The sequence below is a fragment of the Streptomyces sp. GSL17-111 genome, from assembly GCF_037911585.1.
In the GTDB taxonomy this organism is placed as follows: Bacteria; Actinomycetota; Actinomycetes; order Streptomycetales; family Streptomycetaceae; genus Streptomyces.
On record NZ_JBAJNS010000001.1, the window covers coordinates 2364960 to 2387785 of the forward strand.

General features: G+C 72.7%; 21 protein-coding genes. 12 read left to right on the top strand and 9 right to left on the bottom strand.

Translation table 11 applies throughout. From position 1 onward, the window contains the following. Nucleotides 1-3 precede the first annotated feature (3 nt). Both V6D49_RS10325 and V6D49_RS10330 read right to left on the bottom strand, forming a co-directional pair. Nucleotides 4-1332: an EsaB/YukD family protein gene (locus V6D49_RS10325; RefSeq protein ID WP_340558977.1), complete on the bottom strand. Its 1329-nt coding sequence runs from the start codon at nucleotides 1330-1332 to the stop codon at nucleotides 4-6. Then, the gene (locus V6D49_RS10330; RefSeq protein ID WP_340558979.1) at nucleotides 1326-1601 is read right to left on the bottom strand and encodes a hypothetical protein; all 276 of its coding nucleotides are present in this window, start codon (nucleotides 1599-1601) and stop codon (nucleotides 1326-1328) included. Before V6D49_RS10330 ends, V6D49_RS10325 begins: the two co-directional genes overlap by 7 nt. A gap of 201 nt (nucleotides 1602-1802) precedes the next feature. Between V6D49_RS10330 and V6D49_RS10335 the strand changes: the two genes are divergently transcribed. The 6 genes from V6D49_RS10335 (at nucleotide 1803) to V6D49_RS10360 (ending at nucleotide 7819) form a co-directional block, all read left to right on the top strand. Next, a complete protein-coding gene (locus V6D49_RS10335; RefSeq protein ID WP_340558981.1) occupies nucleotides 1803-2708 on the top strand; it encodes a metal-dependent hydrolase in 906 nt (301 codons plus the stop codon). 21 nt (nucleotides 2709-2729) lie between these two features. Further along, nucleotides 2730-3824, top strand: a complete 1095-nt coding sequence (locus V6D49_RS10340; protein ID WP_340558983.1) for a PDR/VanB family oxidoreductase — start codon at nucleotides 2730-2732, stop codon at nucleotides 3822-3824. 37 nt (nucleotides 3825-3861) lie between these two features. Next, nucleotides 3862-4833 carry an alpha/beta fold hydrolase gene (locus V6D49_RS10345; RefSeq protein WP_340558985.1) on the top strand — a complete coding sequence of 324 codons (972 nt, stop codon included), beginning with the start codon at nucleotides 3862-3864 and terminating at the stop codon, nucleotides 4831-4833. Between the two features lie 95 nt (nucleotides 4834-4928). Further along, nucleotides 4929-5423, top strand: coding sequence for a peroxiredoxin family protein (locus V6D49_RS10350; RefSeq protein WP_340558987.1), 495 nt, complete (start codon nucleotides 4929-4931; stop codon nucleotides 5421-5423). 88 nt (nucleotides 5424-5511) lie between these two features. Beyond that, nucleotides 5512-6072, top strand: coding sequence for a nitroreductase family protein (locus V6D49_RS10355; RefSeq protein WP_340558989.1), 561 nt, complete (start codon nucleotides 5512-5514; stop codon nucleotides 6070-6072). Between the two features lie 310 nt (nucleotides 6073-6382). Next, a complete protein-coding gene (locus V6D49_RS10360; RefSeq protein ID WP_340558991.1) occupies nucleotides 6383-7819 on the top strand; it encodes an ATP-binding protein in 1437 nt (478 codons plus the stop codon). Nucleotides 7820-7875: 56 nt separating this feature from the next. On the opposite strand, the gene V6D49_RS10365 is transcribed toward V6D49_RS10360, so the two are convergent. Next, nucleotides 7876-8094 (bottom strand): DUF397 domain-containing protein, encoded by a 219-nt coding sequence (locus V6D49_RS10365; protein WP_340558992.1) that lies wholly within the window; start codon nucleotides 8092-8094, stop codon nucleotides 7876-7878. Nucleotides 8095-8314: 220 nt separating this feature from the next. On the opposite strand from V6D49_RS10365, the gene V6D49_RS10370 reads away from it, so the two are divergent. Then, nucleotides 8315-9295 carry a hypothetical protein gene (locus tag V6D49_RS10370; protein WP_340558994.1) on the top strand — a complete coding sequence of 327 codons (981 nt, stop codon included), beginning with the start codon at nucleotides 8315-8317 and terminating at the stop codon, nucleotides 9293-9295. 33 nt (nucleotides 9296-9328) lie between these two features. On the opposite strand, the gene V6D49_RS10375 is transcribed toward V6D49_RS10370, so the two are convergent. Then, nucleotides 9329-10006 carry an AIM24 family protein gene (locus V6D49_RS10375; protein WP_340558996.1) on the bottom strand — a complete coding sequence of 226 codons (678 nt, stop codon included), beginning with the start codon at nucleotides 10004-10006 and terminating at the stop codon, nucleotides 9329-9331. Here V6D49_RS10375 and V6D49_RS10380 point away from each other — a divergent pair. After that, nucleotides 9993-10751, top strand: a complete 759-nt coding sequence (locus tag V6D49_RS10380; RefSeq protein ID WP_445330498.1) for a peptidyl-tRNA hydrolase — start codon at nucleotides 9993-9995, stop codon at nucleotides 10749-10751. The genes V6D49_RS10375 and V6D49_RS10380 overlap by 14 nt on opposite strands. Before the next feature lie 14 nt (nucleotides 10752-10765). Here the strand turns inward: V6D49_RS10380 and V6D49_RS10385 are convergent, their stop codons facing one another. Continuing rightward, a complete protein-coding gene (locus V6D49_RS10385; protein ID WP_340558998.1) occupies nucleotides 10766-12889 on the bottom strand; it encodes an amylo-alpha-1,6-glucosidase in 2124 nt (707 codons plus the stop codon). 122 nt (nucleotides 12890-13011) lie between these two features. Here V6D49_RS10385 and V6D49_RS10390 point away from each other — a divergent pair, with 122 nt between their 5' ends. From V6D49_RS10390 to V6D49_RS10405, 4 genes are all read left to right on the top strand, one after another. Continuing rightward, a complete protein-coding gene (locus V6D49_RS10390) occupies nucleotides 13012-14088 on the top strand; it encodes a LacI family DNA-binding transcriptional regulator (protein ID WP_340558999.1) in 1077 nt (358 codons plus the stop codon). A 168-nt stretch (nucleotides 14089-14256) separates the two neighbouring features. After that, the gene (locus V6D49_RS10395) at nucleotides 14257-15501 is read left to right on the top strand and encodes a sugar ABC transporter substrate-binding protein (protein WP_340559001.1); all 1245 of its coding nucleotides are present in this window, start codon (nucleotides 14257-14259) and stop codon (nucleotides 15499-15501) included. A 15-nt stretch (nucleotides 15502-15516) separates the two neighbouring features. Next, the gene (locus V6D49_RS10400; protein ID WP_445330633.1) at nucleotides 15517-16680 is read left to right on the top strand and encodes a carbohydrate ABC transporter permease; all 1164 of its coding nucleotides are present in this window, start codon (nucleotides 15517-15519) and stop codon (nucleotides 16678-16680) included. After that, a complete protein-coding gene (locus tag V6D49_RS10405) occupies nucleotides 16677-17618 on the top strand; it encodes a carbohydrate ABC transporter permease (RefSeq protein WP_445330499.1) in 942 nt (313 codons plus the stop codon). The genes V6D49_RS10400 and V6D49_RS10405 overlap by 4 nt, the downstream gene beginning before the upstream one ends. Nucleotides 17619-17709: 91 nt before the next feature. On the opposite strand, the gene V6D49_RS10410 is transcribed toward V6D49_RS10405, so the two are convergent. Genes V6D49_RS10410 through V6D49_RS10425 form a run of 4 tightly spaced genes read right to left on the bottom strand, consistent with a single transcriptional unit; the run spans nucleotide 17710 to nucleotide 22819 of the window. Continuing rightward, nucleotides 17710-18822 carry a tetratricopeptide repeat protein gene (locus V6D49_RS10410; protein WP_340559007.1) on the bottom strand — a complete coding sequence of 371 codons (1113 nt, stop codon included), beginning with the start codon at nucleotides 18820-18822 and terminating at the stop codon, nucleotides 17710-17712. Further along, the gene (locus tag V6D49_RS10415; protein ID WP_340563849.1) at nucleotides 18819-20096 is read right to left on the bottom strand and encodes an AAA family ATPase; all 1278 of its coding nucleotides are present in this window, start codon (nucleotides 20094-20096) and stop codon (nucleotides 18819-18821) included. The genes V6D49_RS10410 and V6D49_RS10415 overlap by 4 nt, the downstream gene beginning before the upstream one ends. Nucleotides 20097-20133: 37 nt before the next feature. Then, a complete protein-coding gene (locus tag V6D49_RS10420; RefSeq protein WP_340559008.1) occupies nucleotides 20134-20517 on the bottom strand; it encodes a hypothetical protein in 384 nt (127 codons plus the stop codon). 16 nt (nucleotides 20518-20533) lie between these two features. Further along, nucleotides 20534-22819 carry a hypothetical protein gene (locus tag V6D49_RS10425; protein ID WP_340559009.1) on the bottom strand — a complete coding sequence of 762 codons (2286 nt, stop codon included), beginning with the start codon at nucleotides 22817-22819 and terminating at the stop codon, nucleotides 20534-20536. Nucleotides 22820-22826: the final 7 nt, after the last annotated feature.

A 22826-nucleotide genomic window follows, 5' to 3' on the forward strand; every position in this document is an offset into this window, starting at 1 on the left:
CTCTCAGAAGGTGTTCAGCAGTCGGCCGTAGACGCCGAATGCACCGATCACGACGGGGATCAGCACCACGACGCTGACCGACTCGACCAGGTTCGCCGTCCGCCGCAGCCGGACCCGGACGTGGTCCGGGGGCCGCAGGACGAGGACGGCCAGCGGCACCAGGGCCACCGCCGCCAGGGCCGCCAGCGGGGCGGCCGTCGCGGCCCCGCCCCACAGCGCGAACAGCCGCACCGCCAGGGCCGTCCCGGCGGCCAGCAGGGCGACGACCTCGACGGCGAGCGGGTAGGCGCGGGAGCGGGAGAGCAGGACGACCGCGAAGAGCGCGGTGGCCGTGACCTCCCAGGCCGTGGCCTGCGGGCCGCTCACGGCGAGCCAGCCCCCGGCGGCGGCGGAGAGGCCGGTCACCACGGTGGCCAGCGCCAGGCCCCGGTGGGTGGCGGCCAGGGCGGCGTCCACCCGGTGCCGACTCACCGACGCGCCGCCCGCGCGCTGGTCGTCCAGCCGGGTCAGGCCCGCGCCCATGAGCGCGAGGCGCGGCAGGTGGCCGAGGGCGAGGACGGAGGCGAGGCCGAGGATCAGCCCGGCCCCGGCGGCGTCCGTCACCGCGAGGGCCAGCTCCCAGCCGCCGACGACGACGGCCACCGCTCCGGCGCCCACCAGGGCGCCCCGGCCGGCGCCCGCGCACACGCCGAGCAGGACGAGGGAGAGGGCGAGGACCCCGCCGAGGGCGGCGAGCCGGACGGCGGCGCCGTCGGTCACCGTCCAGGAGCCGTAGGCGCCGAGGGCGCCGCCGAGTACGAGGAGGGCGGTGCCCAGCTCCCGGCCGCCCAGCCGGGCGGCCACCGCGCCGATCGCGGACGCCGCTCCCGCTGCGGCCAGCAGCCACGGCCCCACGGCGTCGGCGCCGAGCCAGAGCCGGGCGCAGACGGCGGCGACGAGGCCGAGGAGGACGTGGGCCGTCCCCGCCGTCCACGTCCGGGTGCGGTCGCCCCAGCGCCAGCCGCGCACGTCCAGGTCGTCGGCGGCCTCGTCCGTCACGTCGTGGACGACGGGGGCGGCGGGCGTCTCCTGCTGCCGCACCAGGCGCAGCACCGCGCCATCGGCGACACCGGCGGAGGCCAGCGTGTCGTCCTGGGCCAGGACGGCGCCGCCGGGGGTGACCAGGCGGCGCAGCGCGGGCCGGTCGGCCGCCTTGTCGCCGAGGAGGCGCAGGACGTCCGGGAGGAGTTCGCCGATCGGCTCCTCGGCGGGCAGCACCATGTCGACGCGCCGCCGCTCGCCCACGAGCGTCACCCGGCTGAGGCCGGTGCGCTGGTCCGCCACGCTCACCACGGGGCCACCGCCCGGGCGGTGTCGCTCTCGCTCACGTGCGCGGGCGGGCCCGAGGCGTCGTCGTCCTTCAGCATCCGCTCGGAGATGAAGGACCACCCCACGCACCCGGCGCAGACCACCGCGGCGAGGGCGATCCCGCCGAACATCTTGCCCAGGTTCTCGTCGAGGGTGCGCCGCATGCGCTGCGAGCCGAACAGCAGCGCGTCCCGCAGCCGTCGACGCCGGACGGCCACCGACTCCAGCAGCTGGCTGTCGTAGTCCCGAGCCATCGGCTCCCTCCCACCCGTTGGCGCGCGACCCCCGGCGCCGCGCGCCAACACCATACGACCCCGCTCCGACCCGCTGTCCAGGTCGGGTCCGCCCGGCACGGACGCGGGTGTGCGGGGCGTCACCACTATTGACAAGATGTCAGCAAGCTCTACTGTGGGGTAACCCGTCGGTAACCCGCCGCTCCTCCGGGAGGAACCCGCATGCGCCAGCCCGCCGCGCCCGACGCCGCAGCCGCCCCCGACGAGCCCGACGGCCTCGTGCTCCAGCCCCGCGACGTCACCTTCGACTGGGCCGGTCTCCCGATGCACTGGATCCCCGGCGAGCCCCTGGCCACCCACGTCGTCAACGTCCTGCACCTCCTGCTCCCCGAGGGCGAACGCTGGTTCGTCCGCACCTTCCAGGAGGCGCTGCCGCTGATCACCGACGACGAACTGCGCGAACAGGTCCTCGGCTTCATCGGCCAGGAGGCCCTGCACGCCGACGCCCACGAGGGCGTCCTCGACCACCTGCACGCCCAGGGCCTCGACCCCGGCCCCTACCTGCGGCACGTCGAGTTCGTCTTCCAGCGGGTGCTGGGCGAACGCCCCGGGCTGCCGCCGCACCGCGCCCGCGCCTACCTGACCGAACGCGTCGCCCTCATCGCGGGCATCGAGCACGTCACCGCCTTCCTCGGCGACTGGGTCCTGAACGCGCGCGGCCTCGACCGGGCCGGCGCCGACCCCACCATGCTCGACCTGCTGCGCTGGCACGGCGCCGAGGAGGTCGAACACCGCAGCGTCGCCTACGACCTGCTGTGCCACCTCGACCCCGGCTACGTCCGCCGCACCCGCGCCATGCTCATCGCCGGGCCCGTCCTGGTGAAGCTCTGGATCAGCGGCACCCGGTTCCTCATGGCGGCCGACCCCGAGCTGCCCGCCCGCGCCCGGCCCAGCTGGCGCGCCTACACCGCCGCCGCCCGGCGCGGGCTCCTCCCCGACCCGCGACGGGCCGCCCGCTCGGCGGGCCGGTACTTCAAGCCCCGCTACCACCCCACCCACGAGGGCTCCACCCGGCAGGCCGTCGCCTACCTCGGGACGTCCCCGGCCGCCCGCGCCGCCGCCCACTGACGACCCCGGCCGAGGACAGCCATGCGCAGCCGCCCCGACACCCCGCCCCCGGCCGCCCTCTCCGGGCGCCCCCGCCCGGACCGCTTCCTGCGGTTCCTCGACGCCTTCACCGACCGCTACCTCGCGCTCGCCACCCGCACCGACCCCACCGGCCGGCACCCCGCCGCGTCCCGCCCGCCGCTGCGGCTGACGGTGACGGCCCGCCAGATGGTGGCCGACGACGTCGTCGCCGTGCGCCTCACCGCCGCCGACGGCGCCCCGCTGCCGCCCTGGCGACCCGGCGCCCACCTCGACCTGCGACTGCCCTCCGGGCGCACGCGCCAGTACAGCCTGTGCGGCGACCCGGCCGAGCGCCACTCCTACCGCATCGCCGTCCGCCGCCTTCCCGAGGGCGGCGGCGGCTCGGTCGAGGTCCACGCCACCCTGACGCCCGGCGCCCGCGTCACCGTCGCCGGGCCGCGCAACGCCTTCCCCTTCGCCGCCGAGGACCGCGTCCTGCTCCTGGCGGGCGGCATCGGCATCACCCCGATCCTGCCGATGGCCCGCGAAGCCGCCCGGCGCGGCCTGGACTGGCGGCTCGTCCACTGCGGACGGACGCGGGCCTCCCTCCCCTTCGCCGACGAACTCGCCGCGCTCGACGCCCGCCACCCCGGCCGGGTGCACGTGCGCACCGACGACGAGCACGGCCCGCCCGACGCCGCGCGGCTGCTCGCCGACGCGCCCCCCGGCGCCGCCGTCTACTGCTGCGGCCCCGGGCCGCTGCTCGACGCCGTCCGGGCCGCCTTCGACGCGTGCCCGGCCGGGGCCCTGCACGCCGAACGCTTCGCCGCACCGCCCGTCGTCGACGGCCGCCCGTTCTCCTTGCGCCTGCGCCGCAGCGGCACCGTCCTGCCCGTGCCCGCCGACCGCACCGCGCTCGACGTCCTGCGGGCGAACGACCCGGCCACGGCCTCCTCCTGCCGCCAGGGCTTCTGCGGCGTCTGCCGGGTGCGGGTGCTCGCCGGGCCGGTCGAGCACCGCGACCGGCGGCTCACACCCGCCGAACGCGCCGACGGCGACATGCTCGTGTGCGTCTCCCGCGCCCCCGAGGGCGCCTGCCTCGAACTGGACCTGTGACCCGCCGAACCGGCCGCGGAAGGAACTGGCACCGACGATGAGCGTCTCCCCCGAGGACCGCGATGAGCGCGTACGCCGCAGCACCGTCAGCTCCGGCGGCGTCGACCTCGCCGTGTACGCGCAGGGCGACCCGGCCCGGCCCACCGTTCTCCTCGTGCACGGCTACCCCGACACGCACCGGGTGTGGGACGACGTCGCCGCCGACCTCGCCGCCGACCACCACGTCGTCCGCCACGACGTGCGCGGGGCCGGCGCCTCCACCGCCCCGCGCGACCGCGCCGCCTACCGGCTCCCGCACCTCGCCGACGACCTGTTCGCCGTCGCCGACGCCGTCAGCCCCGACCGTCCCGTGCACGTCCTCGCCCACGACTGGGGCTCCATCCAGAGCTGGGAGGCCGTCACCCGGCCCGGCGCGGAACGGCGCGTCGCCACCTACACGACGCTCTCCGGCCCCTGCCTCGACCACGTCGGCCACTGGACGCGCCACCGGCTCACCCACCCCACGCCCCGGCACCTCGCCCAACTCCTCGCGCAGGCCGCGCACTCCTGGTACATCTACGCCTTCCACCTGCCGCTGCTCGCGCCCGCCGTGTGGCGGCTCGGCCTCGCGGCCCGCTGGCGGTCGGTGCTGCACCGCGTCGAGGGCGTGCCGCCCCGCGCCGGGCACCCGCAGTCCACCCTGCGCGACGACGCCGTGCGCGGCATCGCCCTCTACCGCGCCAACATGCTGCCCCGCGTCGTCCGGCCCGGCTACCGGCCCACCCAGGTGCCCGTCCAACTCGTCACCCTCACCCGCGACCACTACGTCTCCCCCGCGCTCGCCGAGGGGCTGGAGCAGTGGGCGCCCCACCTCGTGCGTCGCTCCCTCGACGCCACCCACTGGTCGGCGCTGCTGGAGCAGAGCGCCACCGTCGCCGACCTCGTACGCCGCTTCGCCGCCTCCCCCGACGCCGGGTCGCCGACGCGAGCCCCCGGGGCGAACGGGGCGAACGGGCCGTCGGCGCCGTAACCTTCGAGTCCACGGCGGCCCGGCTCCCCGGCCGCCTCCGCCCGGCCTGCTGCGGCAGGCCGCCCGCCTCAACACGTCTCGTGAGGGAACGCCACATGTCCAGGACCCCCGCGCCCGGCACACCCGCCCCCGACTTCGAACTCCCCGGCGTCGTGCTCGACGACGGCACCGCGCAGCGCGGCACGTACCGCCTCTCCGACCAGCGCGGCACCCCGCTCGTCCTCGTCTTCTACCCCGGCGACAACACCCCCGTCTGCACGAAGCAGCTCTGCGCCTACACCTCCGAGCTGGACGCCTTCCGCGACCTCGGCGCCACCGTGTGGGGCATCAGCCCGCAGGGCCTCGACAGCCACGAGGCGTTCGCTCGCACCCACGGCCTCGCCCTGCCGCTGCTGGCCGACACCGACCGCGCCGTCTCCCGCTCCTACGGAATCGCCCTCCCCGGCCTCGGTCTGCGCCGCTCGGTCTTCATCGTCGACGCCGACGGAAACGTCCACTGGAAGCACGTCGCCCTCGCCGGGCTCTCCTTCCAGACCACCGACACCCTCACCACCCACCTCGCCGCCCTCACCACCACCGACCCCCGGTAGCCACCGGGCGGGCCGCGCGCCCGCACGTCACACGTCGCGCACCCCACCGGCCGGAATACCCACGCGCCGTCGGCGGTTGCAGCCCACCGTGCACGATCCCCAGGAGCCGCCCAGCGGTATACACCCCCTGCTCGCCGGGCGTTTCAGCCCCTCCCGCTTCGACCCGTCGGCGGCCGTCGACGATCAGGCCCTCGGGCTGCTGCTGGAGGCCGCACGGTGGGCGCCGTCGGCGGGCAACTCCCAGCCGTGGGCCTTCTTCACCGGCAGGCCCGGGGAGCCGGAGCACAAACGGCTCCTCCCCCACCTCGCCCCCAGCTCCGCCCGGTGGGCGACGGACGCGGGCCTGCTCCTCGTCACGCTCACGCGCCGACACGTCGACGACACGCGTCTGCTGTACTCCGAGTTCGCGGACTACGACCTCGGCCAGGCCGTCGCCCACCTGACGGTCCAAGCGCAGGCCCTGGGGCTGGCCGTGCACCAGTTCCGCGCCTTCGACCTGGAGGGACTCACCGAGGAACTGGCGCCGGACCCGGGCTGGGCGATCGTCTCCATGGCCGCCGTGGGCCGGGCCGTCGGCGGCCCCCCGGAGGGACGCGAGCGGCACAGCGTCGCCCACCTCCGCTCCGGCCCCTGGGCATCCTCGGCGTAGCCGCCGGGCCCGGCCGGGTGCGTCACCGCCGCATCGCGCTCATCTGCGCGGCCGTCGCCCAGGAGGTGATGATCGCCGTCAGCGGGGGCGGCTGGCTGCCCGACCGGCAGCCCTGGCCCTCCAACCCGACCCCGCCGGGCTGCCGCCCTCGCCGAGGGCCACCTCACCGAGACCCGTGTCATCCCCACCGACGGCCCCCTCGGCCCCGCCACCGCGATCACGCTCCGGCCGTCGCCGACAACGTCGGATGCAACAAAGTAAGATGGAATCTTACTAAGAAGCGATCTGACGTTGTCGACGGAGGTGAGGCATGGATTTTCGCGGGAGAGCTACTGACCTGGGCCTGCTCAGCAGCCAGGCACAGGCCGTCGCCAGCGGCACGGGCGCCACCCGGGGCAAAGCCCTGATCATGACCGGTCGGCGTCGCGTCGGGAAGTCCCGGCTCGCTCAGGAGTTCTGTGACCGCTCGGAGCTGCCGTACGTGGTGTTCCAGGCCAGTCGCGGCCGCAACCCCGCTGCCGAGCGCACCGACTTCCTCCGGTGCCTGGAGCGTTCGTCGCTCCCCGGAGCGCCGCTCGTCGCCGGTCTGGAGGCCGGGGACTGGAACAGCGCCCTGCGCTCCCTGGCCCTCGCCGTCCCCGACGACGTGCCCAGCGTCGCGGTGATCGACGAGGTTCCGTGGCTCGTCGAGCAGGACCCGGAGTTCGAGGGTGCCCTGCAAACCGCGTGGGACCGGCACCTGTCCGCCAAACCGGTCCTCCTGCTGCTCGTCGGCAGCGACATGTCGGTCATGGAGGCGCTGCAGACCTACGGGCGCCCCTTCTTCGGGCGTGCCGCGAAGATGACCGTGCATCCGTTGAACCTCGCCGACGTCCAGACGAGGACGGGCCTCGACGCGGCCGGTTCGGTCGACGCGCTCCTCATCACGGGCGGCTTCCCGGAGATCGTCCAGTCCTGGCGGCCCGGACAGACCCACGAGGACTTCCTCCGGGAGGCGTTCACGCAGCCGCTGTCCCCGCTCCTGGCCGCCGGGGAGCTGACGCTTCTGGGCGAGTTCCCCGAGACGACGCGCTCGCGCGCCGTGTTGGAGGCCATCGGCAGCGGCGAACGGACCTTCACCGCGATCGCCACCCAGGCCGGGGGCGACAGCCCGCTCGCGGCCGGCACCCTCTCCCCCGTTCTCAAAACGCTGCAGGCCAAACGCATCATCACCATCGAACAACCGCTGGGCCACACACCCGACACCAAGAACAAGCGGTACCGCGTCGCCGACCCCTACCTACGCTTCTGGCTCGCCTTCCTCCACCGCGCGCTGCCGCTCGTCGAACGCGGCCGGGGCGACGTGGCACTGCGACGCGTCCTGAGGTCCTGGACGACCTGGCGCGATCGGGCGGTCGAACCGTTGATCAGGGAATCCCTGCTGCGGATGCTGCCGGACGACAGTTGGCCGGACACCGAAGCCGTCGGCGGCTGGTGGAACCGCCGGAACAACCCGGAGATCGACCTCGTCGGCGCCGACCGCTCCCCGGTCGCGGGCGCGGTGCACTTCGTCGGCTCGGTGAAGTGGCTCGACGCGCAGCCCTTCGGACGCCGCGAGTACGAAGCCCTTCTCCGCGACGCGCCCGCCGTCCCCGGCGCCACTCCGGACACCCCGCTGGTGGCCGTCTCCCGCGCGGGTGTGGACAGCACCCTCCCGCTGGCCGCGTCCTGGGGCCCGGAGGACCTCGTTCGGGCATGGCGGGCCTGAGGTCCGCGTGCGGTGGCCGGGTGCCCGGCCACCGCACGCATCGGCTCAGGTGACGGTCAGCCGTGCAGGGTGCCGTCACTCACCGCCCGCACGAACGCGGTGAATCCGGCGGCCCCCACGCACAGCGCGGGACGGGCGACGTCCTTGGAATCCCGGATGCCGACAGCTCCCTGCCGCGCGAAGTCGGCGACCCCGACACAGTTGTTGCCGTTCTCCTGGCTGTAGGAGGACGTGAACCATGCGGGCACGCACAGGGTGTCGGGGCGGTACTCCATGAGGCACACCTCACTCACGTCGGCCCGACGCGATCGCCGGACTCCTCCGCCCGGACCGTACCCGCCCGGAAGGCCTTGCACCCCGAACGCGTTCAACCGGTCGCGAGGCGGTGTACGTTGGGTGAGGAACTGCTTCGTCCCCGTGACGAAGCGGCCCTCACGTGGTGCTACCAACACCTCGCGAGGGCCTACACCGACGAGTGGATAAGGCCCACCGACGATGCCCAGCGATCGTAACGCGCCCCCGCGCGCTCCCTTCCTGCAAACGCCCGACGCGCTCATCGACGACGTCACCCTCACCGACGCCGCCGTGCGGCTGCTCCAGGCCATGGTCAAGCTGCCGCCGCGCAACGCCCGCAACAGCGACGCCGTCGCCCGCACCCTGCGCATGGGCAAGGACAAGACGAACGCCGCCCGCAAGGCGCTGCGCGCGCACGGGCACTGGCACGCCCGGAAGCGGCAGAACCGCGAGGGCCACATCCGCGACCAACGCCTGGCCTCCCTCGCCCCGTTGCGGACGCCCGAGGCGGTGGCGGCGGGCTGGGAGGCGGCCGAGGAGGCCGCGCGCCTCGGCAAGGACACCGACCGCTCGCGGCGGCTCGGCGTCCGCATCCTCAACGCAGCCGAGTGGTACGGCCCCCGCACCGCCGCACGTCCGAAGGCCACCGCACCGGCCGCCGGTACGCCCGCCGCCCGGCCCACCCGGCGGCGTCCCCTCCGGGGAGACAAGACGGCGAGGAACCAGACCCCCCTCCCCCTCCCCGACGGCATCGCTGCGCTCACCGGCCCCCTCGCCCGGTACGCCGAACAGGCCGCGCGCACGCTGACGCTCATCGGCCGGGCGGACCCGCGCTTCGCCCTGCCCGCCGCCGACGTCGCCCAACTCGCCCACCTGGCGGGCCAGTACCTCCTCCGAGGGCGCCGCTCCGACGCCATCCGGGCCGCCATCGTCCAGGGGCCGCCACCGGAGGGCGTCCACCACCCCGCCGCGTACGTCCGCGCCCGGCTGACGCGCTACCTGCCGCCGCTGCCGGACGTCCGCGACCTGGCCCCGGCACGTCCGCCCGAGCCACCGCCCCACACCGCGCCCGCCGACGCCCCGCCGCCCGTCCGCCCGGAAGGCCCCACCGACCTCATCCGGCAGGGCCACGGCTGGCGAGCGGCGCTCCGGGCGGCGAGGACGTCGACGCCCCCGGGCTGAGCGGCGGGCGGCGGACAGCGGGTGGCGTGCGCCTCAGTTCTGCGTCGGCTTGTGCGGCGTGGCCTCGCTGGGCCGGACGATGACGAAGCCCTCGCCGTCCAGACGGAGTTGCACCGCCTCGCCGGAACCGCCGCGGATCATCGAGCCGAAGGACTGCGAGCGGTTCAGCGAGGTGTGCAGCCCCCGACTCCAGCCGACGACGGCGTCGGTGTCGACGAACACCGGGAGCTGCGGGCTCACGGGGATGACGATGGGGGTGCCCTCGCAGATCACGCCCAGCCGGCCGTAGCCGCTGAACGTGCTGCTGAAGAGACCGCCGCCGACGATGCCGACGCCCTTCGTCATGGTGATCTCGTAGGACAGGCTCGCGTCGAAGCACAGCACGTTGCGGCCGTTGACGCTCAGCCCGTCGCCCTGTTCGAGGTCGATGATGAAGCAGTTCGCGGCCTCCTGGGCGAACCACGCCTCCCCCTGCCCGCGCACGACCATCAGGGGCAGCCCCTCGCCGGTGACCGCACGCTTGAACATCCCCCCGACGCCCTGGCCCTTGCGCTCGAACTGGAGGTTGCCCCGGAAGGCGATCATCGAGCCCTGCCGGGCGTACATCTCCCCGTTGACCGCGTACTTGACCGACTTGGAGTTCTGGAGGGTCATGCCCGGGGCGGTGGCCTGCTGCGCCATGTTCTCACTGGCGAAAATGTCACTCTTCATACCGGCATCCTTCCCGGCGCCCCGGCTCACACCAGGCGGTGCGCGGAGGTCGGGCTACCCTGGCGCGGTGATCAGTGAGCGTGACGCGGCACCGCAGTTCGTGCTGCCGCTGGTGGTCCGCATCGAGAAGGCCGCACCGCCGGCCCGTACCGACGCCCTGGAGACCGCCGCACGGGCCGTGCTCGCGCTGCTCGGCGACGAGCGGTCCACCGGCGACGGCGCATGGGCCGAGCCCGTCCGCGCCTGGCAGGACGGCCGCATCCGCAAGGTCGTCCGGCGGGCGCGCGGCGCGGAGTGGCGCCGGGCCGGCGCGCTGCCGGGGATCACCGTCACCGGGGACCGCGCCGAGGTGCGCGTCTACCCGCCGGTGCCGCTCGACGGCTGGCCGAAGGAGCTGGCCAAGCTCCAGGTCTCCGGGACCGATCTCGACGACCCGGAGCCCGTCCCCCCGCCGCCCGACGACGGGACCCCCGTCCTGTGGCTCAACCCGGAGCTGGAGATGTCCGCCGGGAAGGCCATGGCCCAGGCCGGCCACGGCGCGCACCTCGCCTGGCTCCGCCTCTCCCCGGCCGACCGCGCCGCCTGGCACGCCGCCGGTTTCCCTCTCGCCGTCCGCACCGCCGGCCCGGCCGGCTGGCCCACCCTCGTCACGGCCGGACTCCCCGTCGTCCGCGACGCCGGGTTCACCGAGATCGCCCCCGGCTCCCCCACCGTCGTCTCCGACCACCCCGCCCTGCGCCCGTAAGCCCGGCGCACCGGTCAGTCACGGTGTACGGCCAGCGTCCCGGGCGTGGTCACCTGGACCGCCCCGTCCGCTGCCACGGTGACGTCCAACCGGTCCCCGCCCACCCGGAGCCCGCCCACGGTCAGCGGACCGTAGTTCCGGGCGAAGGTGGGGGCCACGGTGAGCGTGCCGGCCGGGACGTCGGCTTCCAGACCGAGTGCCGCCCGGAGTACGAGGACCGAGGCGGTGGCCGCCCAGGCCTGGGGGCGGCAGGACGCCGGATAGGGCGCGGGGCCGGGGCCCGCCTCGGCGCCGTGGCCCGCGAGGAGTTCGGGCAGCCGGGCGTCGAATGCCGCCGATGCCGCGAGCAGTCCGTCCGCCAGCGACGCCGCGGCGTCCGGGAAGCCCGCCTTCGTCAGGCCGTGGACGGCGATGGCGGTGTCGTGCGGCCAGATCGAGCCGACGTGGTAGCCGAAGGGGTTGTAGCCCACCGCTTCGCTGCTCAGTGTGCGCAGGCCGTGTCCCGCGTCGAGGTCGGGACCGGTGAGGCGGGCGGCCAGCAGTGCGCTCTCCTGCGGGTCCAGCAGGCCGGTGCCCAGGAGGTGGCCGAAGCCGGAGGTGACGGAGTCGACCGGCCGGCCGTCGCCGTCCAGCGCGACCGCGGGGTACGGGCCCTTCGCGTCCGTCACCCAGAAGCGCTCGCGGAAGCGGGTGGCGAGTCGGTCCGCCCAGCACTCCCAGTCGTCCGCTCCCGGACGTCCGAACGCGCGCAGCAGGGCCGCTCCGGCGCGGGCCGCCTCGTAGGCGTACGCCTGCACCTCGCACAGGGCGATCGGTGCGTGGGCACGGCGGCCGTCGCTGTAGCGGATGGCGTCGTCGGAGTCCTTCCAACCCTGGTTGGACAGGCCGTGGCCGGTCTGGTCGACGTACTTGAGGAACCCGTCGGCGGCTGCCGCCTCGCGCATCCAGGCGAGGGCCGCCTCGGCGTGCGGCAGGAGTTCCTCGACCCGGGTCGGGGCCATGCCCCAGCGCCAGGCGTCGTGGAGCAGGGTGATCCACAGGGGGGTGGCGTCGACCGTGCCGTAGTACACCGGCGGGAGGGAGAGCCGGTCGGCGATCCGGAGGGTGGCGCGGCGCACCTCGTGGAGGATCTTGCCGGGCTGTTCCTCCGTGGCCGGGTCGGTGACGGCGCCCTGACGGCGGGCGAGGGTGCGTAGGGTTCCGGCGGCGAGGTCGGTGCCGAGCGGGAGGAGCATGCGTGCGGCCCAGAGCGCGTCGCGGCCGAAGAGGGTGAGGAACCAGGGTGCGCCGGCGGCCAGGAACTGGTCCGGGCGGTCCGGGTCGGGTGATCGGGGGTCGGTCAGGCGCAGCCGGTCCAGGTCGGCCAGGGACTGCTGAAGCCACTGGTCGAGGCGGCGGTCCGCGCTGCGCAACGTGGGGACGGCCCACGGCGGTTGTCGCACGGGCGGGGCCGGGAACTGGTCGCCGCCGGTGTGTGCCGCCGTGCAGGTCAGCGTCACGCTCCACGAGGCGCCGGGCCCCAGGTCGACGTCGTACGACAGCTCGCCCGTCGGCACCCGGAGCACGTCCGGCGCGGGCTCGGCCGTCAGGCGTACGGCGAAGTCGTCGCCGGACCAGGCGAGTTCGCTGCTGTTCCCGTCGGCGACGTCCGCCGGTGCCTCCGGTGCCACGTGGCCCGACTTGACCTGGTCCATGGTGGCGAGGTCCGTGCCGGCGCCGACCGTCAGCCGGAAGCGGACGTGCTCGCCGCCCGCGTTGGTGACGTCGAGGATCTCCTCGAGGCGGCCGTCGGACGTGCTGCGGCGGCGGTGCAGGGTGACGGCCGGGTCCGGTGTGACCTCGCCGAGCCCTCGCAGGACAGCCCGGAAGCCGGCGCGGTCCGCGCCGCGCAGCCCGCCCTGGACCGGGGCCAGGGCGATGTCCTCGGCCGTGACGGTCAGTTGGGAGAGTGCCCTGCGGTCGCCGTGGTAGAAGCCGTCCGCAGCCCCGCTGAGCTGCCCGTCCGCCCGTGAGATCACGAGGCTGGGCGCGTGCAGGGTGACGACCGCGTCATGCAGGAACGGCTGCAGGCCGCCGGTCGCGGAGGAGGCGGCCGTGAACGGACCGTTGATGTCCTGGGGCTTGACAGTGGTGTCCAAGGACGTAGAACCTCTCAGCGTTGGATCGTTAAAACGACACTAAGTCAGTCGTCAGAGCCAACACAACGCTTATTGGAACGCTAAAGCGCAACCCTTATCTCCTCGCCACGTCGGAGAGCCGCATGCCCCGCTCCAGCAACAGCCCCCCGGCCAAAGGTGGTCCGGTGACCCTTGCGATGGTCGCCCGCCGGGCCGGGGTCTCCTCGCAGACCGTGTCGAACGCGATCAACTCGCCGGACATGCTGCGGCCCGAGACCCTGGAGCGGGTCCGCCGCACGATCGACGAGATGGGCTACCGCCCCAGCCGTGCGGCGCAGACGCTGCGCACCCGTTCGAGCAGGCTGATCGGCTACGGCATCCAGCCCGCCCCGGCGAGCTCGGCGGTCCTGGACCGGTTCCTGCACGCCCTCTCGCAGGCCGCCGACGAGGCCGGCTACCGGATCCTGCTGTTCGCCGCCCCGCCCGGCGGTCCGAGCCTGGAAGGGTACGAGGAACTGCTCGACCAGCACGTGGTCGACGGCTTCGTCCTCAGCGGCACCGAGCATCACGACCCGCGCCAGGCGTGGCTCGCCAAGCGCGGTGTGCCGTTCGTCGGCTTCGGCCGGAAGTGGTCGGGGCGGCAGATCGGCGACTGGGTCGACGTCGACGGCGCCTCCGGCACGGACGCCGCCGTCGAACACCTGGTCTCCCTCGGCCACCGCAGGATCGCCTTCCTCGGCTGGGAACGCGGCTCCTCCGCCGCCGGCGACGACCGCGCCGAGGGCTGGCAGCGGGCCATGCGCCGACACGGACTGCCGGTGCGCGGGCGGCGGGCGCAGAGCGTGAACGACATCGACGCGGCCCGCACCGCCGTGAAACCGCTCCTGGACGCGGGCGCGACCGCCGTGGTCGCGGCCAGCGACATGCTGGCGCTCGGCTGCTACCAGACCCTGCGCGAGCGCGGTGCCGCTCCCGGCCGGGACGTCGCCGTGGTCGGCTTCGACGACTCGCCGACCGCCGAGCTCCTCTCCCCCGGCCTGACCTCGGTCGCGCAGCCCCTGGAGGACGTCGGACGGGAATGCGTACGGCTGCTGCTGGCACGCATCGCAGCTCCCGACGCGGCGCCGGAGCGCCTGCTGCTGGAGCCGTCGCTGATCACGCGCGACAGCGTCTGCGCGCCGGGCGCAGGCGCCACGGCGGAGGCCGACGTGACCACGTAGCGCCCTGCTCGCCCCCGTTGTCGCCGCCGACGGCTCTCCGCCTCATCGTCACCTGGCAGGGCACCTCTTTCCGCCGGGCGTTCCCTCTCCTTCCCCGCTCTGATCCCGCCCCCTCGCGCCGACCGGGTGGAGCCGCACGTCACACCCCCAACCCCTCGGAGGATTCCCATGGTCCATCGCACGGCCGCCGCGGCCCTCGTCACCAGCGCGGCGCTGATAGCCGCCACCGGCTGCTCGTCGGGCTTCGACAGCGAGACGAAGACAGAGCAGGACTCCAGCGCCCAGCAGCATCTGACCGTGCTGATCGCCAGCTCGGGCGACGCGGAGACGAAGGCCGTCAAGGACGCGGCGGCGGCGTACGCGAAGGAGTCCGGCCACACGGTGACCGTGGACGTCGCCAAGGACATCAACCAGCAGCTCGCCCAGTCCTTCGCCGGGAACAAGCCGCCGGACGTCTTCTACGTCAACTCCGACCAGTTCGCCAACTACGCCGACAGCGGCTCCCTGCACGCCTACGGCGACCAGGTCGAGGACGTGGACGACTTCTCCGAGCAGTTGCGCGCCTCCTTCACCCACGACGGGAAGCTGGTGTGTCTGCCCAAGGACACCTCCACCCTCGCCCTCGCGATCAACACCGACCTGTGGACCGAGGCCGGGCTGACCGAGGAGGACTATCCGACCACCTGGGCCCAGCTGAGGACGGTCGCCGCGAAGCTCACCGAGGGCGAGGTCACCGGGCTGGTCACCAACGGCGAGTGGGCACGTCTCGGCGTCTTCATGAAGGAGGCCGGCGGCTGGATCACCAATGCCGACCAGACGAAGATGACCGCCGACAGTCCGCAGAACGTCGAAGCGCTCACGTACGTGCAGTCGCTGCTGAAGTCCGGCTCCATGAAGTACGCCAGCCAGGTCGACACCAACTGGGGCGGCGAGGCCCTCGGTAAGGGCAGGGCCGCGATGACCATCGAGGGCAACTGGCTCACCGGCGGCATGAAGGCCGACTACCCCGACGTGGAGTACACGGTGGTCCCGCTGCCCGCCGGCCCGTCCGGCCAGGGCACCCTCGCCTTCAGCCAGTGCTGGGGCGTGGCCGAGGACAGCAGCCACCGGGCGGCGGCCGTGGACCTCGTCACGCACCTCACGAGCAGCACGCAGCAGCTGAAGAACGCCGAGGCCTTCGGCGTGATGCCCTCCCGTACCAGCGCACAGACCGAGTACGCCGAGCAGAATCCCGCCGCCACGGCGTGGGTCGACGCAGGCGCCTACGCGCAGGGCCCGGTGACCATCGCCGGCTTCGACAAGGTCCTCACCCAGTTCAACACCGACCTCGCGGGACTGGCCACGGCCGACCCGGAAGAGATCCTCGCCGACCTCCAGCGCAACGGCGAGCAGGCGCTGGCGAAGGGCGAATGATCCGCCATGCCCCCCATGTCTCCCCGTGGCACCACATCCGCGGTGGCCGGCGGCGGCTCCCGGACGGCCGACTCGCCGGGCGCGCCTGACGCGCCCGGCGGGCCCGGCCCGGCAGCGGCGTCCCGCACCAAGCCCGCCCCGCGTGTGGGGCGCCGCTCCGAAGGGGCCTGGGGCTGGCTGTTCGTCAGCCCCATGGTGATCGTCCTCGGCCTGTTCCTGGTCCTGCCGACCCTGATGGCGCTGTGGGTGAGCCTGCTCGACTGGGACGGCCAGTCCAATCCCTTCAGCGGCCAGGCGACGTTCGTCGGACTCGACAACTACCGGACCCTGCTCACCCAGGACGGCCTCGACCGCACCCTCTTCGCGACCTCGCTGCGCAACAACTTCTACTACGTGCTGCTGACCGTGCCGCTGCAGACGGTCGTCGCCCTGGGCCTGGCGCTCATCGTCAACCAGCGGATGCTGCGCGGCCGAGGCGCCCTGCGCACCACGTTCTTCTTCCCCTCGGTGACCAGCTCGATCGCGGTCTCCACCATCTTCCTGTTCCTGTTCCAGGGCAGCGGCGCCGTCAACACCCTGCTGTCCTGGCTCGGGGTGAAGGGCCCGAACTGGTTCAACGACCCACGCGGAGTCCTTTCCGTCCTGCTCGGCGGCCTGGGCGTCGTCGACCCCGACCGTCCCTCGGGTGCCTTGGCCGACCGCTCCTTCATGGGACTGTCCTGGTTCGAATGGCTGTCCGGACCGTCCGTCGCCATGTGCACGATCATCCTGCTCGCCGTGTGGACGACCTCCGGCACCTTCATGCTGATCTTCCTCGCGGCCCTCCAGAACGTCCCCCGCGAACTGGAGGAATCGGCCGCCATCGAGGGCGTCGGCCGCTTCCAGATGCTGCGTCACGTCACGCTGCCCGCCCTGCGGCCCGTCCTCTTCCTCGTCCTCACTCTGGGCCTGATCGGCACCTGGCAGGTCTTCGACCAGGTGTACGTCATGAGCCAGGGCGCCCCCGGCAACACCACCCTCACGCCGGCCTTCCTGTCCTACTCCAGCGCCTTCGGCGACGCCGACTTCGGTCAGGGCGCGGCCATCGCCTTCCTGCTGCTCGCGCTGATCCTCACCATGACCGGCCTGCAGCGCTACGCGCTCCGCGAGCGCACCGCCCGCCCCACGAGGAAACGATGACCACCAAGTCCGCACGATCGACGACCACCAGACCCGCACGCACCGTGACCGCCAGGTCCGCACGGTCGCAAGGCCTCCCCGTGCTCGGCCGGTTCCCGGTGCCGCTGCGGATCCTCGGATACACGGCGGTGGCCGCGGTCGGACTCCTGTACCTCATGCCGTTCGTGATCCAGCTGGTGACCGGCTTCAAGACCGACCCGGACGCCGCCGCCCACCCACTCGGGCTGATCCCCACCACGCCCACGACCGCCGCCTACGAGCGCCTGTTCGGCCTTGGCCAAGCGGCGGACGGCGTGCCCTTCCTGCGCTGGCTGGGCAACTCGGCGTTCATCGCCGTCATCGTCACCGTCGGGCGCGTACTGTTCGACTCGATGGCCGGCTACGCCCTGGCCCGTCTGCGCTTCCCCGGCCGCACCCTGCTGTTCGGCTTCATCCTCGCCGTCATGGCGGTGCCCGGCATCGCCCTGCTGATCCCGCGCTTCCTGGTGCTCAACACCTTCGGGCTCTTCGACACCTACACCGGCATGATCCTGCCGCTGCTGGTCGACGCAGCGGGGATCTTCATCATGAAGCAGTTCTTCGAGTCGATCCCCCGCGAGGTCGAGGAGGCCGCACGCGTCGACGGCGCGGGCGTCTTCCGCATCTTCTGGTCGGTGGTCCTGCCGATGGCCCGCCCCGCCCTGATCACCCTCACGATCCTCTCCTTCCAGGGCTCGTGGAACGAGTTCACCCACTTCCTGGTGGCCACCCAGTCCAGCCAGTACGAGACCCTCACCACCGGCCTCGCCCGCCTCGTCTCCGGCGGCCTCGGCGGCGGCACGCAGTACCCGCTGAAACTGGCGGCCGCACTGCTGTCCACCCTGCCCGTCGCGGCCCTCTTCTTCTGCTTCCAGCGCTACTTCGTGCAGGACGCCAACGCCGGAGCCGTCAAGGAATAGACACCGAACGGCCAGCGTGAGTCCCAGAGCTCCGTTGCCCCGGGGACACGAAGCGGGCGCTCATCCTGCACTGCGGCGCGCTCGGGCCGGCTCACCGCACGGTCGCGTACAGAGTGAAGGGGTCCTTGAGCTTCCGCACGGAATGGTCCACGTAGGCGGCCACCACGGTCGGCACCCAGGCGAGGTGAGTGATCAGCTGAAGCACCGTGCGGTCGGTCCAGGGGACGACGAGGAGGAGCGCGGCGCCGAGCAGGCACCAGGCCGCCGCGAGTGGCGCGCTGCGGACAAGGCGGGAGCGTCGGCAGAGCCGGCGCACGCTGTGCCAGGCGCCTGACGGCAGCCGCCGGAACGTCAGCCACCAGCACACGGAGACGAGCGACGCCACGACCGCCAGCGCGTAGAGCCGGGTGCCCAGCGGTGCGGGCAGCGCCGTCGCGTCGTCCCCGGTGACGAAGACACGAGCGGCGAGGACAGCGAGAAGAAGGCAGACCAGAGAGATCCAGCGGGCGCGGCGCAGGAGACGGTGCAGGTTGGCGTTGATGTTGTGCAGCAGCACCACGTTCTGCGGGTCCTCGGCCAGGGTTCGCATCTGCTCGCCGGTGAACTCGATGACGTTCTTCTGACGTTCGCCCCGCTCAAGCACGGCGAGGTTGGCGCGCGCTCCCGGGTTGTGCGGGTCGATGCGGACGGCCTCCCGCATGGCGCGGAGCGCCTCAGGCCCGTCCCTGCGGGCCGCGAAGACCATCCCCAGTTCGAAGTGCGCCAGGTACGAGTCCGGCTCCGCCTCGACGGCGTGCCGAGCGGCGACGAGTGCGTCGTCCAGCCCGTCTGAGAACCTTCGTAGCGCCCGGGCCAGCATGATGTGTGACATGGCAGCCTCCGGAGCCAGTCGCACACCCTCCCGAGCCGCGACCACCGCCGCCGGGTACTGGCGGAGTTCACACAGCGCTTTGCTGAGGACGTAGTAGCCCGCCGCGTACTGCGGATCCGCCGTCACCGCCTCCTGGGCTGCCGAGAGGCCGGCTGCCAGGTCCCGCTGCTCAAGTCGGCACCGGGACAGTTCGAACCAGAGGGATGCGGAGTCGGGGCTCTCGGCGACGAGACGGCCGAGAAGCACGGCCGCTTCGTCAAGTCTGCCGACCTCCACGAGCGTCTGGGCGCGCTCATGCTCCCTGGCGAGCGCGTTCGGTGCGTCGGGTGTCACAGGAGCCTGCGCCGCTTCAGGTGGGCGAGGAGATCGTCGTAGGTCCCGCCCTCGTTCGCGTACAGGGCGACGTTGCGGGCGGCGGCGAACCAGGCCTCCGTGGACGGTCGGAGCTCCTTCGCCGCCCCGAGCAGGTCCGGCATGCCGATCATCCGGGGCTCGCCCGTACGGACGGAGTCCAGGAGTGCGCGTTCGGAAGCGGTCTCACACAGGTGGGACAGGTCGGCGCCCGAGAAACCGTCCGTGCGACGGGCGAGTTTCGTCAGGTCCACACCGGCGATCGGACGGTCCCGGAGGTGGTACCGCAGAATCGCCTCGCGGGCGGGCTCGTCAGGCGGCAGCACGAGCAGCGTACGGTCGAGGCGGCCGGGGCGACGCAGGGCGGTGTCGACGTCCCAGGGATGGTTCGTCGCCGCCAGGACGAAAACGCCCTCGTTGCCACCCGAGACGCCGTCAAGCTCGGTGAGGAGCTGGTTGACGGTGTTGCGCATACCGCCGTGCTGGACACGGCTGCGCTTCGCACCCAGCGCGTCCAACTCGTCCAGGAAGACCACGCAGGGCGCGTTCCGTCGGGCAGCCGCGAAGATGTCCCGCAGGTTCCGTTCGGAGGAGCCGAGCCACATGTCCAGCACATCGCTGAGGGAGACGTTGACGAAACCGGCCCCCAGCTCGCCCGCGATCGCGCGCGCCATGAACGTCTTGCCGCAGCCGGGCGGGCCGTAGAGGAGCAGGCCGCCGCGCAGACTCTTGCCGTAGAGGCTGCGCAACTCGGGGTTGCGCATCGGCGCGAGGAAGGCAGCCTCCAAGCGGTCCTTGACCTCTCGCATTCCGCCGACGTCAGCCAACCGGACCGTGCCCGGCGCCTCGACGTCCCAGACCTCGGCGTCGTTCGCGCCGCCGCCACCCTCACCGCCGTCGGCCCGGAGGGGTGCGCCCTGTTCGTCGGCGGAGCCGGTGACAAAACGGGGCGGCACGACATCGGCGACCTCGTCCTCCGCCCTGCTCCAGTCGAACCCCCCGGCGGCTTCGGGTGGCGAAGGCTCGGCGAGGCTTGGAGTCGGCACCGAGGTGCCGCCGACCGCACGCGCCATGAGGGCGCGGGCCTCCGGGTCGTCCGGCGCGTGCTGCAACGCGACGGCCACCTCGGCCACGGCCGCACTGCCGTCCCCGGCGGCCAACAGCATCTCGGCGAGGTGCAGGCGCAGCGGCACGTCCTCCGGCGCGGCGGCCACAGCACCCCGAAGGCTTCGGATCAACGGCGACTCTTCCACCAGGAACTCAACTTCTCCAGACAGCCGGACACGCTACGGATCAGACAATTTCCTGGATCGCGTACGTAAGTTCCACCAACCGGTCGTCCGGAACAGGTGGTACCACGTAGGCGGACTCCCTCACCGAGTCGAGGAATTCCTCAGGGAGTGCGAGGTGGTACCGGCGAACGTAGAAACGAAGGTCACCGCGCCACACCCACGTCCCATCGGTGTACAGGGAGTCACCACCGAGAATACTTTCGTCCGACCCCAGCACATCCTGCGTGGCACCCATCGTCGCAAGAAGCACGTAGCCGTCTCTGAGGTAGGCATGCACCTTCTCCGCCTCGGCGGAGGGCGCACCTCTCACATCCTCCCGAACACTGCGCTCGCTGACCCCGGCCTTCTCGGACCAGAACTCCTTGTACAAACCGAGAATCTTCATCTTGCTACTTTCCTGTTCACGAACGAACGAGAGGAAGGAACGTCCGCCAGTATCCGTCATCGAACACCTTGGGCACCTGACCGGGCGGCAGCCTGGGGAAGACTCCGACCGCCTGCGTCGGCGCGGTGACCGTAACCCCCAACTGGTTCGCGACCTCCTGAGCGGCGGGAATCTCACCCGCGACGTTCACCCGACCCGAATGGCACGAGACCAACCGTATCGGGCCTCCATCGTAGTTCGGGTTGTTCCGCACGGCGTCGGCGATGTGCGTCGGATGCACTTCGCCCAGGTTGAAGTTCTCGCCGGCAGCATTCCGGTGACCCGGCAGGAAATACCCCGAGGGAGAGCCGTGGATGATGATGTCGTGGACGCCCGGCTGCGGCGCGATGAGTTCACGATTGAGCATCGTGTTGGTGTCGTAACCGATCGTCGTGGTCTCGGGGCTGAAATAGACATGGTCCCCCGAATCCAGAATGAGGTCCGCAGGCTCCTTCGGGGGCGCGGGGACTCTCGAGTCCGTCGCGGTCCGCTCCGCCTGCTCCCGCCGTGTGCCCATGTCCGAGGACTCGTCCTCGCGGGCGGTGACATCTGGTTCGTGGCCTGGGCTCGTGGCGTCCTGACCCGACCGCGCAGGCTCGTCATCGAGCCCCGTAGGACTGGTGTCCTCTCCGTCCGTGCGGGGCCCGGGGACACCGGTATCGTCGGGTGATGCCGGTGCCACCGCGTCATCGGTGGTGCTGGTCGGGGCCTCATCGGACGTACGCACGGCGTCAGGATCAACGGCGGCGTCGTCGACGGCACCGCCGGGAACTTCGGCTCCAGTCGCATCCGGCCCGTCGGGCACGGCACCGGCGGGGACGCTGTCCGGGCGAGCAGACTCCGGGAGGCCTTCGAGCACGGCACCGGTGGGCGCGCCGTCGGGCACGGCACCGGCCGGAACGGCGTCCGGCAGAACCGTGGCCGGAGGGGTGTCCTGGGTGTGCGGGACGGTGACCGTTCCGTCGGGTCGGAGGGCGGTGCCGTCCGGGGTGACCACCGACCCGTCCGGGAGTTCGACGGCGGTGCTGCCGGGGGGCAGGTCGGGGAGGGTGGGGGCGTCGGGGGCGAAGGTGGTGCCGTCGGGGAGGCGCATCGTCCCGTCGGGGAGTTCGACGGCGCGTACCGCGCTGAGGTCGGCGAGGCCGGAGGTGACGTCGGTGAGTCTGGGCAGGCCGCGGAAGGTCGCGTTCAAGCCGTTGCCGATGTAGGTCATCGGGTCGACGATGCGGCCGGCCCGCCCGGCCGCGTTCATCACCCGCGCCGCCGTCCCCGAAGCGCTCGCACCCCGCACCGCCGTCCCCGTACCCAACGTGGCCACCGTGGTCAGGACGTTGAACGTCACCAACCCCGCCGCCCGGCCCGGGTTCTCACCCCACTCGTCCCACGCCACCAGCGACTTGCCCACCTCCTTGGTCGTGTTCAGGCTCTCCCGCATCCACGTCCGCGCCCCCTCCGGCGCCACCGCGTACGTCGCCGCCGCCAGCAACGGGGAGCCGATGATCAGGATGCCGGTGGCCAGCTGGCCCAGACCCTTCCAGGAGTCCTTGAACGTCTCCCACCCCCGCAACCCCACCAGACCACCCAAACCCGTCAGGGTGCCCCAGATCCCATCGACGATGAACCCGTCCCACACATAACTCTTGACCCAGTGCCCCACCTCATACCAGTGGTGGTCCTCCTCGGCCATCTTCCCCCACGGCGTCTCCCCCGCCTGCCGCATGTCCTCCACGCTCAGGCCGTACATGTTCGCGCCGTCCGACCCGTCACCCGCCACCCACTGGGTCCCGTTCACCAACGCCGTGATCTTGTTCGCCGCCGACCGCTCCGCCGCCCAGAACTCCGCCACCGCCGCGGAGATATCCCCCACCAACGCGTTGTTCGTCTCGATCTTCTCCTCGTCGTACGTCCACTCGTCATCGTCCTTGACCGAGTCGACGAACGACTGCGCCTCCCCCTTCAACCGCTCCAGCCTCGCCACGATCGGACGCGCCTCCTCGGCGAACCCGACCAACGCCCCCGCCACCTTCTCCAGATCATCGGCGAAGTCATCCGCCCGATCCGAGACCGGCCGCGTCGAGCCGAACAACTGATCCGCCTCCGGCGCCGTGTAGAACGCCGACAACCCCTGAAAGGTCGCATGCACACCCGAACCGGTGTCCCGGATCTTGCCCGCGTCCTCCTTCAACGCGGCCGCTTCCTCCTCCAGCAACCCGAAATCACCGGTGAACGACGGCACCCCCGACGGATCCACCATGTCAGCCATCGCCCGA